The sequence below is a fragment of the Cedecea sp. AS113 genome, assembly GCF_037152415.1.
Lineage (GTDB): Bacteria > Pseudomonadota > Gammaproteobacteria > Enterobacterales > Enterobacteriaceae > Cedecea.
Map to the genome: position 1 here is coordinate 82215 of NZ_JBBCMI010000012.1, position 16068 is coordinate 98282.

Genomic DNA, 16068 nt, shown 5'->3' on the forward strand with positions numbered 1-16068 from the left:
CTTTACAACTCTTCGTTAGCTTGATTCCAGGATAATTATGAGCAAGAGCACCGCTGAGATCCGTCAGGCGTTTCTCGATTTTTTCCATAGTAAAGGCCACCAGGTTGTAGCGAGCAGCTCCCTGGTCCCGAACAACGATCCGACTTTGCTGTTTACCAATGCCGGGATGAACCAGTTCAAGGATGTTTTCCTGGGCCTCGACAAACGTAACTATTCCCGCGCTACAACGTCTCAGCGTTGCGTCCGCGCAGGCGGCAAGCACAACGATCTGGAAAACGTCGGTTACACCGCGCGTCACCATACCTTCTTCGAGATGCTGGGTAACTTCAGCTTTGGCGACTATTTCAAACACGATGCGATTAACTTTGCCTGGGAACTGCTGACCGGTGAAAACTGGTTTGCGCTGCCGAAAGAACGCCTGTGGGTGACCGTCTACGAAACCGATGACGAAGCCTATGATATCTGGGAAAAGGAAGTGGGTGTGCCGCGGGAGCGCATTATTCGCATTGGCGATAATAAAGGCGCAGCCTTCGCATCCGATAACTTCTGGCAGATGGGTGACACTGGCCCTTGCGGTCCTTGCACCGAGATTTTCTACGATCATGGCGATCACATCTGGGGCGGCCCTCCGGGAAGTCCTGAAGAAGATGGCGATCGCTACATTGAGATCTGGAACATCGTGTTTATGCAGTTCAACCGTCAGATCGACGGCACGATGCTGCCTCTGCCAAAACCTTCTGTAGATACCGGTATGGGTCTGGAGCGTATTGCAGCTGTTCTGCAGCACGTTAATTCCAACTACGATATCGACCTGTTCAAAAAGCTGATTAAGTCCGTTGCCGAAGTGACCGGCGCGACCGATCTGTCGAACAAATCCCTGCGCGTTATTGCGGACCACATTCGTTCATGTGCATTCCTGATCGCGGATGGCGTAACGCCTTCTAACGAAAACCGCGGTTACGTTCTGCGTCGCATCATTCGTCGCGCTATTCGCCACGGCAACATGCTGGGTGCGAAAGACACCTTCTTCTATAAGCTGGTTGGCCCGCTAGTCGAAGTCATGGGTTCCGCAGGCGAAGAGCTGGCCAAACAACAGGCGCTGGTTGAGCAGGTTCTGAAAACCGAAGAAGAGCAGTTTGCCCGCACGCTGGAGCGTGGTCTCGCACTGCTGGATGACGAACTGGCGAAGCTGAAGGGCGACACGCTGGATGGCGAAACCGCTTTCCGCCTGTATGACACCTACGGCTTCCCTGTGGACCTGACGGCTGACGTGTGCCGCGAGCGCAACATCAAAGTTGACGAAGCCGGCTTTGAAGCCGCAATGGAAGAGCAGCGTCGTCGCGCGCGCGAGTCCAGCGGTTTTGGCGCAGACTACAACAGCATGATCCGCGTGGATTCTGCGTCTGAATTTAAAGGCTATGACAGTCTCGACCTGAACGCGAAAGTGACCGCGCTGTTCGTTGACGGCAAATCCGTTGACCAGATTACTGCTGGTCAGGATGCTGTCGTGGTGCTGAACGAGACGCCATTCTATGGTGAGTCCGGCGGCCAGGTTGGCGACAAAGGTACCGTCAAAGCTAACGGCGTTGATTTTGCGGTTGGCGATACTCAGAAATACGGCCAGGCCATCGGCCACCTGGGCAAGCTGGTTTCCGGCGTGCTGAAAGTCGGCGACAGCGTGGAAGCGAAAGTTGATGAAGCTCGTCGCGCTCGTATTCGTCTGAACCACTCCGCAACGCACCTTCTGCATGCCGCACTGCGTCAGGTACTTGGTACCCATGTTGCTCAGAAAGGCTCCTTGGTAAACGACAAAGGCCTGCGCTTCGACTTCTCTCATTTTGAAGCGATGAAGCCGGCTGAAATCCGCGCCGTAGAAGATATCGTTAACGCGCAGATTCGCCGCAACCTGCCTGTTGAGACCAACGTCATGGATCTCGAAGCAGCGAAAGCGAAGGGCGCAATGGCGCTGTTTGGCGAGAAGTATGACGACCATGTGCGCGTTCTGAGCATGGGGGACTTCTCCACCGAGCTGTGTGGCGGTACTCACGCATCCCGTACGGGCGACATCGGTCTGTTCCGCATTGTTGCGGAGTCCGGTACGGCGGCTGGGGTGCGTCGTATTGAAGCCGTGACTGGCGAAGGCGCACTGGCCAATCTCCATGCGCAAAGCGACCAGCTGCACGACATCGCTCAACTGCTGAAAGGCGACAGCCAGAACCTGAACGAGAAAGTCCGTTCGGTGCTGGAACGTACCCGCCAGCTGGAAAAAGAGCTGCAGCAGTTGAAAGAACAGCAGGCTTCGCAGGAGAGCGCAAACCTCTCCAGCAAAGCGGTTGAAGTAAAAGGCGTTAAATTACTGGTAAGTGAGCTGAGCAACGTCGAGCCTAAGATGTTGCGCACCATGGTCGATGACCTGAAAAATCAGCTCGGCTCCGCCGTAATTGTTCTGGCCACCGTGGCAGAAGGGAAAGTGTCTCTGATTGCTGGTGTCTCCAAAGAGGTGACCGACCGCGTGAAAGCGGGGGAACTGGTGGGGATGGTTGCACAGCAGGTAGGCGGCAAAGGGGGCGGTCGTCCTGATATGGCTCAGGCGGGTGGTACAGACGCAGCGGCATTGCCGGGCGCACTGGCCGGCGTTGAGGCCTGGGTTACGGCAAAACTCTGAAAATAACTAAAAGTGTAATTGCGCCATAACTGTTCTCAGTTATGGCGTACTACCATTTACACACTATCAATAATGATAAAGTCAGGTTGAAGTTGTGTATATCGGCTAAACTTAGATATAACAGAGTGTAATGCTATGACAGAGTGCGTGTTATCTATTTGTCATTCGTTACGATTTCGCGTTATATGATGGATAATGCCGGGATACAGAGACCCGACTCTTTTAATCTTTCAAGGAGCAAAGAATGTTAATTCTGACTCGTCGAGTTGGTGAGACCCTTATGATTGGGGATGAGGTGACCGTGACTGTGCTTGGGGTAAAAGGCAACCAGGTCCGTATCGGTGTTAACGCCCCGAAGGAAGTCTCTGTACACCGCGAAGAAATCTACCAACGTATCCAGGCTGAAAAATCCCAGCAAACGAATTTCTAAAAATATCGCGCCTCGCTGAAATCTACAGCGAGGCGCACCTCTTCTGCCTGCTGTTTCCTTTCTCTCCCGTTAACGTCATTTTTGCTTCGCTTATCAGCGTGCCGTTTCTGCGCGCGTATTGCCGTTTGCCTGTTGATAAAACACTCTTTTTGTCTCCAAATTACGCTAATCGAGCGTGATTTGTGCAATCGATAGCGAGTAGGGAAAAATTGTTTGACTTATAAGTCCCAGAAAGTAATATGTGCGCCACGCAGCGACGAGAAGCTCTTACGAGTAACTCGAAGCACTCGAAAGAGGCGTGTGGTGAGGTGGCCGAGAGGCTGAAGGCGCTCCCCTGCTAAGGGAGTATGCGGTCAAAAGCTGCATCCGGGGTTCGAATCCCCGCCTCACCGCCATTTTGCATCCGTAGCTCAGCTGGATAGAGTACTCGGCTACGAACCGAGCGGTCGGAGGTTCGAATCCTCCCGGATGCACCATATTCTTCCTCATCATTAGCGATGACGGTGTGAAAGAGAAAGTCAATTTCTCCGCGAGCACCAGGGAGGATAACGTTGCTTCAGCAACGGCCCTTTAGGGCGAGCCTTCGGTGAGTCATCCTCCCGATGCACCATTCTTCTCCGGTATTGCCTGAGAGTGTAGGTAGTACTGAGTCAGCAGTAAAAGCAGTAATCCCGATGCATCCGTAGCTCAGCTGGATAGAGTACTCGGCTACGAACCGAGCGGTCGGAGGTTCGAATCCTCCCGGATGCACCATATTCTTCCTCATCATTAGCGATGACGGTGTGAAAGAGAAAGTTACTTTCTCCGCCAACACAAGGGAGGATAACGTTGCTTCAGCAACGGCCCTTTAGGGCGAGCCTTCGGTGAGTCATCCTCCCGGATGCACCATATTCTCCGGTATTGCCTGAGAGTGTAGGTAGTGCTGAGTCAGCAGTAAAAGCAGTAATCCCGATGCATCCGTAGCTCAGCTGGATAGAGTACTCGGCTACGAACCGAGCGGTCGGAGGTTCGAATCCTCCCGGATGCACCATATTCTTCCTCATCATTAGCGATGACGGTGTGAAAGAGAAAGTTACTTTCTCCGCCAACACAAGGGAGGATAACGTTGCTTCAGCAACGGCCCTTTAGGGCGAGCCTTCGGTGAGTCATCCTCCCGGATGCACCATATTCTCCGGTATTGCCTGAGAGTGTAGGTAGTGCTGAGTCAGCAGTAAAAGCAGTAATCCCGATGCATCCGTAGCTCAGCTGGATAGAGTACTCGGCTACGAACCGAGCGGTCGGAGGTTCGAATCCTCCCGGATGCACCATATTCTTCCTCATCATTAGCGATGACGGTGTGAAAGAGAAAGTTACTTTCTCCGCCAACACAAGGGAGGATAACGTTGCTTCAGCAACGGCCCTTTAGGGCGAGCCTTCGGTGAGTCATCCTCCCGGATGCACCATCTTCATCAGTGTTGCGGCATGATGAGCGACATTGAGTCAGCAGTAAAAGCAGTAATCCCGATGCATCCGTAGCTCAGCTGGATAGAGTACTCGGCTACGAACCGAGCGGTCGGAGGTTCGAATCCTCCCGGATGCACCATTTTCTTCCCAGTCGTTAGCGATGACGGTGTGACAGAGAAAGTCAATTTCTCCGCAAGCACCAGGGAGGATAACGTTGCTTCAGCAACGGCCCTTTAGGGCGAGCCTTCGGTGAGTCATCCTCCCGGATGCACCATTTTCTTCCTCATCATTAGCGATGATGGTGTGACAGAGAACGTTACTTTCTCACCAGCACGATTCATCCCTTCAAACTTCATTTAAATTCCCCTGTTACAAACATACCGTTCAGCTTTTCATACTCCTTATTCGCAATATCGCCTCTACCCGCAGACAGCGACAATTTCAGCCATTTACGCTAAAGTACCGCCTCGACATTCAGTGAAGTGAGGGTGAGATGTACGATCGCTATGACGGTTTAATCTTTGATATGGACGGCACGATCCTTGATACGGAGCCGACTCACCGTAAAGCCTGGCACGAAACCCTTGGCCGCTATGGCATGAGCTTCGACGAGCAGGCGATGGTTGCCCTGAATGGCGCGCCAAGCTGGAAAATTGCTGCTGCAATTATCGAAAGCCACAATGCCGATCTCGATCCCCACAGTCTGGCGGCTGAAAAAACTGTTGCCGTTCGAGCCATGCTGCTTGATACCGTGCGTCCGCTGCCGCTGATTGAAGTGGTGAAAGCCTGGCATGGCCGCCGTCCGATGTCGGTCGGCACAGGTAGCGAAAGCGATATTGCAGAAGCGCTGCTTAAGCATCTTGGTTTACGTCAGTATTTTGCGGCGGTCGTGGCAGCAGATCATGTTAAACACCATAAGCCAGCACCTGATACCTTCTTACGCTGCGCCGAACTGATGGGCGTGGCGCCGGAAAAATGTGTGGTATTTGAAGATGCTGACTTTGGTCTTCAGGCGGCGCGTAGCGCGGGAATGGATGTTGTGGACGTGCGCCTACTGTGAGCGACACGCTATCGCTCCTTTCACTGTTCACCAGCAGTTTCCTGAGCGCGACGCTGCTGCCGGGGAGCTCAGAAGCGGTACTTGTGGCGCTTCTGGTTGCCGGTAGCGGCCCGGTATCGGTTCTTGTGATAATAGCAACAATCGGTAATAGCCTTGGCGGTATGACTAACGTTATTCTGGGGCGCTTTTTCCCGCAGCGTATACAATCGCGCTGGCAGGGGAAAGCGACCGACTGGTTGACTCGTTTTGGCCCAGCGACGTTGTTACTGAGCTGGATGCCGCTGATAGGCGATCTGTTATGCCTGCTGGCCGGGTGGTTACGCCTGAGCTGGGGGCCGGTGATATTCTTTTTATGCCTTGGCAAAGCGCTACGCTACATCGTTGTCGCGGCTGCAACGGTACAAGGCATGGCGTGGTGGCACTAATTGCGTGGGATGAGTCTTCATCACCGGCGAAAACAATTATGCTTATTAAAATAAATTCGACAGGCGGGAGGTCAATTTGATCCCGGACGTATCACAGGCTTTGGCCTGGCTGGAAAAACACCCTGAAGCAGTAAAAGGCATTTGCCGTGGTCTTGAGCGTGAAACGCTGCGCGTGACGCCAGAAGGCGATTTAGCCACCACCGGGCATCCTGAAAGCCTTGGCTCAGCGTTTACACATAAATGGATTACCACGGACTTCGCCGAAGCCCTCCTGGAATTTATTACCCCGGTTGATGGTGACATTGACCATATGCTGACCTTCCTGCGTGACATTCATCGCCACACGGCGCGTGAACTGGGCGAGGAACGTATGTGGCCGCTAAGTATGCCGTGTTACATCGACGACGGTCAGAACATCGAGCTGGCCCAGTACGGTTCTTCTAATGCGGGGCGCTTTAAAACGCTGTACCGCGAAGGGCTGAAAAATCGTTATGGCGCGCTGATGCAGACCATCTCCGGCGTGCATTACAATTTCTCCCTGCCGATGGCTTTCTGGCAGGCAAAATGCGGCGTACAGGACGCAGAAAGTGGCAAAGAGGCCATTTCTGCCGGTTATTTCCGCCTGATCCGCAACTATTACCGCTTTGGTTGGGTTATCCCTTATTTGTTCGGTGCTTCTCCGGCTATTTGCTCTTCATTCCTGCAGGGCAAAGAGAGCGCGTTGCCGTTTGAGAAAACCGAATGCGGCATGTATTACCTGCCGTATGCCACGTCATTACGCCTGAGCGATCTGGGTTACACCAACAAGTCGCAGAGCAATCTGGGCATTACCTTCAACGATCTGAACACCTATGTCGATGCGCTGAAGCGGGCGATTAAAACCCCGTCGGAAGAGTACGCTCAGATTGGTTTGATGAAGGACGGCAAGCACCTGCAGCTCAACACCAACGTGCTGCAAATTGAAAACGAACTCTATGCGCCGATTCGTCCAAAGCGCGTGACGCGTGACGGAGAATCGCCGTCGGATGCGCTGCTGCGCGGCGGCATCGAGTATATCGAAGTGCGTTCGCTGGATATCAACCCGTTCTCGCCAATCGGCGTGGATGAGCAGCAGGTTCGCTTCCTCGACCTGTTTATGATTTGGTGCGTACTGGCGGATGCGCCGGAGATGAGCAGCGACGAGCTGCTGTGCACCCGCACCAACTGGAACCGAGTGATTCTGGAAGGGCGCAAACCCGGGCTTACCCTTGGTATTGGCTGTGAAACGGCTCAGCACCCGCTGTCAAAAGTAGGCAAAGATCTGTTCACCGATTTACGCCGCGTGGCGGAAACGCTGGACGGCATGACCGACAGCCAGGAATACCAGCAAGTTTGTGACCAACTGGTTGCCAGCTTTGACGATCCAGAATTAACGTATTCAGCACGTATTTTACGTTCTATGATTGATAACGGGATTGGTGGCACCGGCCTTGCGCTGGCGGAACAATACCGTCAGATGCTGATTCAGGAGCCGTTGGAGATTTTAACCGCGGATGCCCTGCAGAAAGAGCATGATGCTTCATGGCAGCGTCAGCGGGATATTGAGGCGGCGGATACGGAGTCGTTCGATAGCTGGCTGGAAAAGAATGCCTGACAGAAAAGAAAATGGCCACATACTTGTGGCCAAATATTCATCTCTGAATAACAGGGATGATGATAACAAATGCGCGTCTTTCATATACTCAGACTCGCGTGCGTAAAAATAGTTTCAATTATTTTTAAAAAAAATCATTTTATCGGAGGTGACCAGATGCCGTTGTTGGATAGCTTCACAGTCGACCATACTCGTATGGGGGCGCCTGCAGTCCGTGTAGCCAAAACTATGCATACGCCACACGGTGACACCATTACGGTGTTTGACCTGCGCTTTTGTGTCCCAAACAAGGAAGTGATGCCGGAAAAAGGGATCCATACTCTGGAGCACCTGTTCGCCGGTTTTATGCGTGACCACCTGAACGGGAACGGGGTAGAGATCATCGACATCTCCCCAATGGGCTGCCGCACAGGGTTCTACATGAGCCTGATCGGTGTCCCGGCAGAGCAGCGCGTGGCGGATGCCTGGAAAGCGGCGATGCAGGACGTGCTGAAAGTGAAAGAGCAAAACCAGATCCCAGAGCTGAACGTTTACCAGTGCGGGACTTATCAGATGCACTCTCTGCAGGAAGCGCAGGATATCGCGCGCCACATCATTGAGCATGGCGTCAGCGTCAACAGCAATGATGAGCTGGCTCTGCCGAAAGAGAAGCTGCAGGAACTGCACATCTAGTTTTGTGCACACAGTAAAAAGGAGCCATATGGCTCCTTTTTTTACGCCTGCGGTATGCTATCGTCATCTTTTTGCTCACGAAACGAACTATGTCCACCAGCCTGAAATTCAGTTTTGCCACGCGGCCACTGGTTCCTTTTGCCCATGATTACAGCCATGGTGCCTCGGAGCCCTGGCACAGTCACGACTGCGCTCAGCTGCTGCATACGCTGAGCGGCGTTGTGCGCGTCGAAACCGGGCAGGGGATTTGGGTGGTTCCGCCGGGGCGCGGCGTCTGGTTACCCGCTGGCACTCAGCACCGCCTGCAAATCATCGGCCACGTAGCGGCGCGCACATTGTTTATTGATCCGTTTGCCCGGGCTGACTTACCGTCGGTTTGCCAGGTCGTGCAGATATCCGCTTTACTGCGCGAGCTGATTATCTGCTCGCTCCAGTTACCGGAAGCTTACCCGGCGGGAAGTCGGGCAGAGCGAATTTACGAGCTTATCCTCGATGAGATTCGGGGCACCGCCGCGCTGCCGTTTAATCTTCCCGAGCCGCAGTCACCGGGGCTACTGGCGCTGTGTCGCCAGATTCAGGCGGAACCCGGTCAGCCCTGGACAAACGCGCTGGCCGCTGAACGGCTTAACGTCAGTGAGAGAACCTTGCTGCGCCATTTTCGTCAGCAAACGGGTCTGGCGTTTAGCGAATGGCTGCGCAGGGCAAGGCTGATGGCGGCGCTTGAGCGCCTTGCCCAGGGGCAGTCCGTGCTGCGCGTTGCGCTGGATCTGGGGTATGAAAGCCACAGCGCCTTCAGCGCTATGTTTCGGCGAACGCTCGGCGTTTCACCGAGCGAATATTTCTTCTCTGATTAACCCTCGGGCAGCGCGTTTAACAGCGCCTGGAGCGACGCACGCGAGACATCGTTATCAATGCCAGTTCCCCAGCGGCTCACGCCTTCCCTGAAGGTGCAGCGGAGATAAGCGGCCGAGCGGCTTTCGCTGTGCCTGCCGAGCGTATGCTCATGATAATCCTCAATAGAAAATACCAGGTTAAAACGAGATTTGAGGGCATCGGCTGCGGCGGAAAGTAAACCGTTGCCTTTGCCCTGCAGAGCGATAACGCCGCCGTGCGTCTGAACGTGGGCCCACAGCCGGAGTGAACCATCGGCCTGGCTCTCCGTCCGGTAATCCAGCAACTGACGCGGGGCGGTTTGATGCGGGCCGTACAGTGTGCGGAACAGCTGCCACAGGGCGCTCAGCGTCATCTCGTTCCCCTCCCTGTCGGTTTGCGCCTGGACGTGGCGACTAAAGTCCTGCTGTAAACCGCGCGGCAGCACCAGGCCGTGGTTTTGCTCCAGCATCCACGCGGCACCGCTTTTCCCGGACTGGCTGTTGACGCGGATCACGGCTTCGTAGCTGCAGCCAATATCGTTCGGATCAACGGGCAGATAGGGCATTTCCCACCGCGCTGAGCTGGACTCGCCCCGCGCGGTAAACCCTTTCTTAATGGCATCCTGATGCGACCCGGAAAAAGCGGTAAAAGCGAGCTTCCCGGCGTAAGGATGGCGAGGGTGCACCGGTAACTGATTGCATTGTTCAACCAGTTCCACCACCTGCTTCATATCGCTGAAATCCAGCTGCGGCGAAATCCCCTGGCTATAAAGGTTCATCGCCAGCGTGACCAGACAGACGTTCCCGGTACGCTCGCCGTTGCCAAACAGGCAGCCTTCCACCCGATCCGCACCGGCGAGGATCGCGAGTTCGGCGCTGGCCACGCCGCTGCCGCGATCGTTATGTGGATGTACGCTGATGCACACCGCATTCCGGCGGGAGAAATGGCGGCAGAAATACTCAATCTGGTCGGCATAGACGTTGGGCGTGTTCACCTCCACGGTGGCGGGCAAATTGATAATCATTGGTCGATCGGGAGATGGTTCCCAGACATCCGCCACCGCTTCACAAATTTGAAGAGCAAAATCCGGTTCGGTGAAGCAAAAGGTTTCCGGGGAATATTCATAGCGCCAGCGCGTCTGCGGGTTAGCCTCACACAGCGCTCGCACCTGGCGCGTGGCGGTGACCGCCAACTGAACGATCTCTTCTTTGCTCTGGCGGAAGACCAGCCTGCGGAACAGTGGGGCGGTGGCGTTGTACAGATGTACCGTGGCGCTGTGTACGCCTGCCAGGGATGCAAAGGTGCGTTCAATCAGGTCGCTGCGCGCCTGGGTCAGCACCTGAATGGTGACATCTTCAGGAATACGATTTTCTTCAATCAGCTGACGCACAAACTGGAAGTCGGTTTCTGAGGCGGCAGGGAAGGCGACCTCGATCTCTTTGAAGCCGCACTTCAGCAGTAAATCCCAGAAGCGCAGCTTGCGGGCCGCGTCCATCGGCTCGGCCAGCGCCTGATTGCCGTCGCGCAGGTCAGTGGAAAGCCAGCGAGGAGCGTGCGTCAGGGTTCTATCCGGCCACTGTCGGTCGGGTAACTGAATCGGCGCATGGGCGAGGTATTTTTGCGATGGGTTGGTCAGCATCAGGATTCTCCAGGTCATGTGGTCTGTTTATCCTGACGAATAATCTGGGCAGGGGCTGGCGCAAAGCTGACAACCTGTGTGGCGAAACCGCCAGGTTGAGGCAAAGAAAAAGGAGCCCGAAGGCTCCTTTAGGGAGGAATGTCAGTGTGCGCCACCGCCGCCACCGCCCGCCCCGAAAGGCGGTTTGGCAAACCACACCAGCCCAAGCAGCAGAATAAACACCCCTGCCGAGAACCAGAAAATCTCGTTGGCGGAGATGATCAGCCCCTGGTTGGTGATCTGCTGGGCGATGTAGCCGGAAGCCTGTTGGTGCGACATGCCCAAGCCCTGAAGCTGGTTGTAGGTTTCAACCGAGTTCGGGTTATACGGCGTCACAGACTCCGTGAGCTGCGCATGGTGCAGTGACTCGCGGTTCGTCCACAGCGTGGTGGTTATCGACGTCCCAATCGAACCCGCCAGCGTACGGGTAAAGTTCGACAGGCTCGACGCCGCGGCAAGGCGCTCCGGCGGCAGGCCAGACAGGGTAATCGTGGTCAGCGGCATGAAGAAACACGCCACCGCAAAGCCCTGAATAAACTGCGGCCAGGCCGACGCGGCGAAGTCCATCCCCGGCTCAAAGGTATACGCGCGCCAGTAGAAGCACACCGCATACATAATGAAGCTGAAGGTCACCAGACGGCGCATATCGAGCTTGTGCGCGAAGCGGCCGATAATCGGCGACAGCAGCACCGGGATGACCCCCACCGGCGCGGACGCAAGCCCGGCCCAGGTTGCGGTATAGCCATACACTTCCTGCAACAGCTGCGGCAGCAACACAATCGCGCCGAAGTAGAGCATGTAGGCGAGACTGATACACAGGCAGCCGATGGTAAAGTTTCGCGACTTAAACAGCGACAGGTCGACTATCGGATTATCGTCGGTCAGCTCCCAGACAATCAGGAAGCTGATGGTGACCACCGCAATCACCGTCAACACGATGATTTCGGTCGAGTTAAACCAGTCCAGTTCTTTACCCCGGTCGAGCATGATCTGCAGGCTACCGATCCCCAGCACCAGCAAGGCCAGCCCTACGCCATCAATGCGGCGCTGCTCGGTGCGGGTTTCGCGGCCTCGCAGGGCCTGCAGGCCCATCAGCACCACGACGATACCAATCGGCACGTTGATGAAGAAGATCCAGCCCCAGTGATAGTTGTCGCTGATGTAGCCGCCCAGAATCGGGCCGCAAATTGGCGCCACGATCACCGTCATCGACCACAGCGCCAGCGCAATGCTGCGCTTGGCGGGCGGGTAGTTGCTCAGCAACAGGCTCTGGGACAGCGGAATCAGCGGCCCGGCAACGATCCCCTGGATAACGCGGAAGAAGATCAGCATCGTCAGGCTGTTGGACATGCCGCACGCCCAGGAGGCGATAGCAAACAGCACGGTCGACCACAGGAAAAGCCTCACTTCCCCGAAGCGTTTTGCCAGCCAGCCGGTGATCGGGATTGAGATGGCGTTTGCCACCCCAAACGAGGTGATAACCCACGTCCCTTGGCTCAGGGATGAGCCCAGGTTACCGGCAATCGTCGGGATAGCCACGTTAGCGATGGTGGAGTCCAGCACCTGCATAAAGGTCGCCAGCGACAGGGCGATGGTCATAATGACCAGCTGGGCGCCTTCTAGCGGTTTTTGTTGTGCCATACACCCTCCGCTTTATTAACCCGCATTGGCCTGAATAATCTGGTCAATAAGCTGGTTAGCCGGCGTCAGATTCAGCTCACGCGCGTTACTTTCGTAAACCGGCGTGGTGCGGGTCTGAGAGGACAGTACGCTCCCGTCGCGATTGCTGGTATCCACATTCACCAGCGTGGACAGGCCGATACGCAGCGGATGCTGTTCAACCTGTTTGGCGTCCAGTTCAATACGTACCGGCAGACGCTGAACCACTTTGATCCAGTTCCCGGTGGCGTTCTGCGCTGGCAGCAGCGAGAAGGCGCTGCCGGTGCCCATATCCAGGCCGACAACTTTCCCGGTGTACTTCACGTCATCGCCGTAGATATCGCTGACGATGGTGGCCGACTGGCCAATGCGCATATGCGCCAGCTGGGTTTCTTTAAAGTTAGCGTCAACCCACATACCGCTGGCCGGCACGATGGCCATCAGCGCGGTGGACGGGCTAATTTGGGCGCCAACCTGCACGGCACGGCGGGAAACATAGCCGGTCATCGGGCTGACGATGGTGGTACGCTGCAGCGCCATCCAGCTGTTACGCACTTCGGTCGCCGCCTGTTGAACCGCAGGCTGCTCTTCCAGTTTGGTGCCGAGAATCATGGCCTGGTTAGCATTGTATTGCTGCACGGCCACATCCAACTGAGCCTGAGCGCTGGTGACGGCATCACGGGCGTGCTGCAGTTCTTCGCGGCCAATCAGGTTGGCGCTGCCCAGCGGAATACGGCGGTTCAGGTCGCTTTGCGCCTGGGCCAGAGCCGTTTTCTGCAGTTCGATATTGGCCTGATATTGCTTGCTGTTGATCATCAGCTGGCGAGTCTGCCGCACGCTGGAGGCCAGTTGGGTTTTGGCCTTTTCAAACGCCTGTTCGGCGTCGGCGCGGTCGAGGCTGACCAGCACATCACCCTGTTTCACAAAATCGGTATTGTCCGCCCAGACTTTGGTGACGCTACCGGAGACCTGGGCCATGATCTGCACCTGGTTGCCTGCCACATAAGCATCATCGGTCTCTTCAAAGTGACGCAGCACCAAAAACCAATAGATTCCATATGCCACAGCAATAATGACAAAGAGCAAGGTCAACAAGATCAGGGCGCTTTTACGTTTCCCCTTCTTGTTAGCCGGTTGCTGCGGGGCTTGAGTCTCCGCATTTGCGCTCATGCTAATCTCCACCTGGTTATTATTATTTCCGGTCAGCTGAGCCGACCTGTTAGACCTGACAGGCCAGCAAGGAGATTGCTGGCCTGAGCGTTGTTTTGAAATCGGATTGTGGTCAGACGTACAGACGGTAAAAGCTTAGCTCAGAGCTTCAAGGATCACTTTGTCCTCTTCCATCTGGTCGAGGCGGTTGAGCAGCTTACGGGTGATTGTTTCCAGCTGTGTTTTTTCGTCAGCATCCAGAGCGGACCACAGTTGATGCAGGCAGTTATGCTGCGGTGGCAGTACCTGTCTCAGGAATTCGTGACCTTTTTCGGTCAAATGCAGATGCAGGCAGCGGCGGTCATTGTCGCTTTCACGGCGCTCAATCCAGCCGCGTTTTTCTAGCTCATCGGCAATACGCGTGGCGTTGGTGCGGGATGAACCCAGCGCGCAGCTCAGCTCAGAAGGCTGGATGCTGTGATTTTCCTGGGACTCAAGGGTAATGAGTGCCATGAATAAGGTCTCGTTGATCCCCTGCGCCTTCAGCATCTTATTGCGGTTTTCCAGCAGTTTACCCTGCATGTGCATACAAAGACGCGTCAACAGAACTTCCTGGTACGGGAACTCCTGATAACGTTTGGCGCGGAACTTCAGCATTTGTTCTATGGGCGTGAACGAACTATCCATTTTGGCATAACCTCATTAGTTGCAGCCGATATAGTAACGATGGTGACAAATAAAGTAAATGTATTATTTATACGTTTGTATACGTTTATATACGTTTGGTTGTTGCCACCATCGGCGTAAACCACGCTAAGCCGTAGCCCAGAGCGCTAAGCAGCGTGGGGAGAGAAAATGGGTTTCGAGTGGTATAACGGCGTTTAACGGCAGCGAAGCCGGAGGCTTTGTGCCTTGAGGACAGGAGAAATGGCAATGGAAACGCTGCTTTCAGACTGAAGAACAATTGCGCCCCCTGGCGGTTGTCAGCTGAAACAGTTGCGGGTCTATCCATATAGGGTGTTAATAAATAACCTACGTTAATGTCACTCGAATTAGTAAACGGGGACAACCTTAACAGACTGTCCCCGCCATTACATCTTCAATTTCCCTTACGGGAAGCGACAATATTGCGCTAATCGGCCTGCCGCTGGTATCCGCGCCACCACACTACCAAATTTAGTAGGGCGACGCTGGCGCCGGCAATGCACACCCCGTTCCAGCCGGCATGTTGGTAAGCGCTCGCTGAAATCAAAGAACCCGCCGCGCCGCCGATGAAGTAGCTGGTCATGTACCCGGCGGTCAGTCGGTTACGGGCTTCCGGCATCATGCGGTATATCAGGCTCTGGTTGGTGATGTGGACGCCCTGGACGGTGAGATCCAGCACCAGGATACCCACAATCAGGGCGAGGGCAGAGAACTGACCGAAAGCAATTGCGGCCCAGGAAAGTAACAGCAGCAGCAGACCAATGGTGGTGGTGTGGTGCCCTTTGCCCTTATCAACCAGCCCGCCTGCGGGGCGAGCGCCGAGCGCGCCAGCGGCTCCCGCAAGGCCGAACAGGCCGATAACCCCTTCGGAATAGTTAAACGGCGGCGAGGCCAGCAGGAACGCCATCGACGTCCAGAGAATGCTGAAGTTGGCGAAGGTCAGGCAGCCCAGCAAGGCGCGGGTACGCAGCAGGCTGTTTTTAATAAACAGGCTGAAGATTGAGGTCAGCAGTTGCGGGTAGTTGAGGTGGCTGTCCTGCTTCACCTGCGGCAGCCCGCGCCACAGGGCCAGCGCCATCAGCGCCATCAGCACGCTGGCAACCCAATAAACGGTGCGCCAGCCGCCAAGGCTTGCCAATAAACCCGCGACGGTTCGCGCCAGCAGAATCCCGAGCAGCAGCCCGCTCATGATAGTCCCGACAACCTTCCCGCGCTTTTCCGGTGCCGCGAGCGTCGCGGCAAACGGCACAAGAATCTGCGCGACCACGGAGAAGAGCCCGGTCAGCGCGGTGCCCAGAATCATCATCCACAGGGACTGGCTGGTGGCGGTGATCAGCATCCCACCGGCTGCCAGCAGCGTCATAAAGACGATCAGCCCCCGGCGCTCGAACATATCCCCAAGCGGCACCAGCAGCAACAGCCCTGCGGCATAGCCGAGCTGTGCAGTGGTAACGATAAATCCGGCCTGATTCACCGAGAGCGAAAAGGCGTTTGCGATGGTGTCGAGCAGCGGCTGCGCGTAGTAGTTGCTGGCAACCGCGAGGCCGGTCGCGACGGACATCAGGACGATCAGCGCCGGGCTGAGTCCGTGAGTATTGTTTTTCATTATTATCTTCAACTTGCCAAAGAGAGGTCTGAATAATAGCGAAAAATGATGACAGCAGAAGCGAAGGTGG

Annotated in this window: 12 protein-coding genes and 6 tRNA genes; 13 read left to right on the forward strand and 5 right to left on the reverse strand. The window is 55.4% G+C overall.

Annotated elements, in window-relative coordinates:
• Positions 1-37: 37 nt before the first annotated feature.
• The 13 genes from alaS to WFN87_RS15315 all read left to right on the forward strand — a co-directional run bounded on the left by alaS (position 38) and on the right by WFN87_RS15315 (position 9182).
• Positions 38-2665, forward strand: a complete 2628-nt coding sequence (gene alaS / locus WFN87_RS15255) for an alanine--tRNA ligase (protein ID WP_336983597.1) — start codon at positions 38-40, stop codon at positions 2663-2665.
• Between the two features lie 244 nt (positions 2666-2909).
• The gene (csrA, locus tag WFN87_RS15260) at positions 2910-3095 is read left to right on the forward strand and encodes a carbon storage regulator CsrA (RefSeq protein ID WP_008458257.1); all 186 of its coding nucleotides are present in this window, start codon (positions 2910-2912) and stop codon (positions 3093-3095) included.
• A gap of 302 nt (positions 3096-3397) precedes the next feature.
• Positions 3398-3490 (forward strand) — tRNA-Ser (locus tag WFN87_RS15265).
• 4 nt (positions 3491-3494) lie between these two features.
• Positions 3495-3571: transfer RNA gene (locus WFN87_RS15270), tRNA-Arg, on the forward strand.
• Positions 3572-3771: 200 nt separating this feature from the next.
• Positions 3772-3848 (forward strand) — tRNA-Arg (locus WFN87_RS15275).
• 200 nt (positions 3849-4048) lie between these two features.
• Positions 4049-4125, forward strand: a tRNA-Arg gene (locus tag WFN87_RS15280).
• Positions 4126-4325: 200 nt separating this feature from the next.
• A tRNA-Arg gene (locus tag WFN87_RS15285) sits at positions 4326-4402 on the forward strand.
• Positions 4403-4600: 198 nt separating this feature from the next.
• Positions 4601-4677, forward strand: a tRNA-Arg gene (locus WFN87_RS15290).
• Between the two features lie 354 nt (positions 4678-5031).
• Complete coding sequence (gene yqaB, locus WFN87_RS15295; protein WP_039297558.1) at positions 5032-5598, forward strand: fructose-1-phosphate/6-phosphogluconate phosphatase; 567 nt, start codon at positions 5032-5034, stop codon at positions 5596-5598.
• Positions 5595-6023 (forward strand): YqaA family protein, encoded by a 429-nt coding sequence (locus tag WFN87_RS15300; RefSeq protein ID WP_008458252.1) that lies wholly within the window; start codon positions 5595-5597, stop codon positions 6021-6023. The genes yqaB and WFN87_RS15300 overlap by 4 nt, the downstream gene beginning before the upstream one ends.
• A gap of 76 nt (positions 6024-6099) precedes the next feature.
• The gene (gene gshA / locus WFN87_RS15305; protein WP_008458250.1) at positions 6100-7656 is read left to right on the forward strand and encodes a glutamate--cysteine ligase; all 1557 of its coding nucleotides are present in this window, start codon (positions 6100-6102) and stop codon (positions 7654-7656) included.
• Between the two features lie 156 nt (positions 7657-7812).
• Positions 7813-8328, forward strand: coding sequence for an S-ribosylhomocysteine lyase (luxS, locus tag WFN87_RS15310; RefSeq protein WP_008458247.1), 516 nt, complete (start codon positions 7813-7815; stop codon positions 8326-8328).
• An 89-nt stretch (positions 8329-8417) separates the two neighbouring features.
• Positions 8418-9182: a helix-turn-helix domain-containing protein gene (locus WFN87_RS15315; protein ID WP_166995650.1), complete on the forward strand. Its 765-nt coding sequence runs from the start codon at positions 8418-8420 to the stop codon at positions 9180-9182.
• Here WFN87_RS15315 and leuA read toward each other — a convergent pair.
• From leuA to WFN87_RS15340, 5 genes are all read right to left on the reverse strand, one after another.
• Positions 9179-10840 carry a 2-isopropylmalate synthase gene (gene leuA / locus WFN87_RS15320; RefSeq protein WP_336983733.1) on the reverse strand — a complete coding sequence of 554 codons (1662 nt, stop codon included), beginning with the start codon at positions 10838-10840 and terminating at the stop codon, positions 9179-9181. The two genes, WFN87_RS15315 and leuA, sit on opposite strands and share 4 nt — an antisense overlap.
• Positions 10841-10981: 141 nt before the next feature.
• Positions 10982-12520 carry a multidrug efflux MFS transporter permease subunit EmrB gene (emrB, locus tag WFN87_RS15325; protein ID WP_008458243.1) on the reverse strand — a complete coding sequence of 513 codons (1539 nt, stop codon included), beginning with the start codon at positions 12518-12520 and terminating at the stop codon, positions 10982-10984.
• Between the two features lie 15 nt (positions 12521-12535).
• A complete protein-coding gene (gene emrA, locus WFN87_RS15330) occupies positions 12536-13708 on the reverse strand; it encodes a multidrug efflux MFS transporter periplasmic adaptor subunit EmrA (protein WP_008458242.1) in 1173 nt (390 codons plus the stop codon).
• Between the two features lie 135 nt (positions 13709-13843).
• A complete protein-coding gene (mprA, locus tag WFN87_RS15335) occupies positions 13844-14374 on the reverse strand; it encodes a transcriptional repressor MprA (protein ID WP_008458241.1) in 531 nt (176 codons plus the stop codon).
• A gap of 445 nt (positions 14375-14819) precedes the next feature.
• A complete protein-coding gene (locus WFN87_RS15340; RefSeq protein ID WP_008458239.1) occupies positions 14820-15998 on the reverse strand; it encodes an MFS transporter in 1179 nt (392 codons plus the stop codon).
• Positions 15999-16068: the final 70 nt, after the last annotated feature.

Coding starts and splice junctions, on each gene's coding strand:
- alaS (WP_336983597.1), top strand. CDS start 38: ATGAGCAAGAGCACCGCTGAGATCCGTCAGGCGTTTCTCGATTTTTTC.
- csrA (WP_008458257.1), top strand. CDS start 2,910: ATGTTAATTCTGACTCGTCGAGTTGGTGAGACCCTTATGATTGGGGAT.
- yqaB (WP_039297558.1), top strand. CDS start 5,032: ATGTACGATCGCTATGACGGTTTAATCTTTGATATGGACGGCACGATC.
- luxS (WP_008458247.1), top strand. CDS start 7,813: ATGCCGTTGTTGGATAGCTTCACAGTCGACCATACTCGTATGGGGGCG.
- WFN87_RS15315 (WP_166995650.1), top strand. CDS start 8,418: ATGTCCACCAGCCTGAAATTCAGTTTTGCCACGCGGCCACTGGTTCCT.
- leuA (WP_336983733.1), bottom strand. CDS start 10,840: ATGCTGACCAACCCATCGCAAAAATACCTCGCCCATGCGCCGATTCAG.
- emrB (WP_008458243.1), bottom strand. CDS start 12,520: ATGGCACAACAAAAACCGCTAGAAGGCGCCCAGCTGGTCATTATGACC.
- emrA (WP_008458242.1), bottom strand. CDS start 13,708: ATGAGCGCAAATGCGGAGACTCAAGCCCCGCAGCAACCGGCTAACAAG.
- mprA (WP_008458241.1), bottom strand. CDS start 14,374: ATGGATAGTTCGTTCACGCCCATAGAACAAATGCTGAAGTTCCGCGCC.
- WFN87_RS15340 (WP_008458239.1), bottom strand. CDS start 15,998: ATGAAAAACAATACTCACGGACTCAGCCCGGCGCTGATCGTCCTGATG.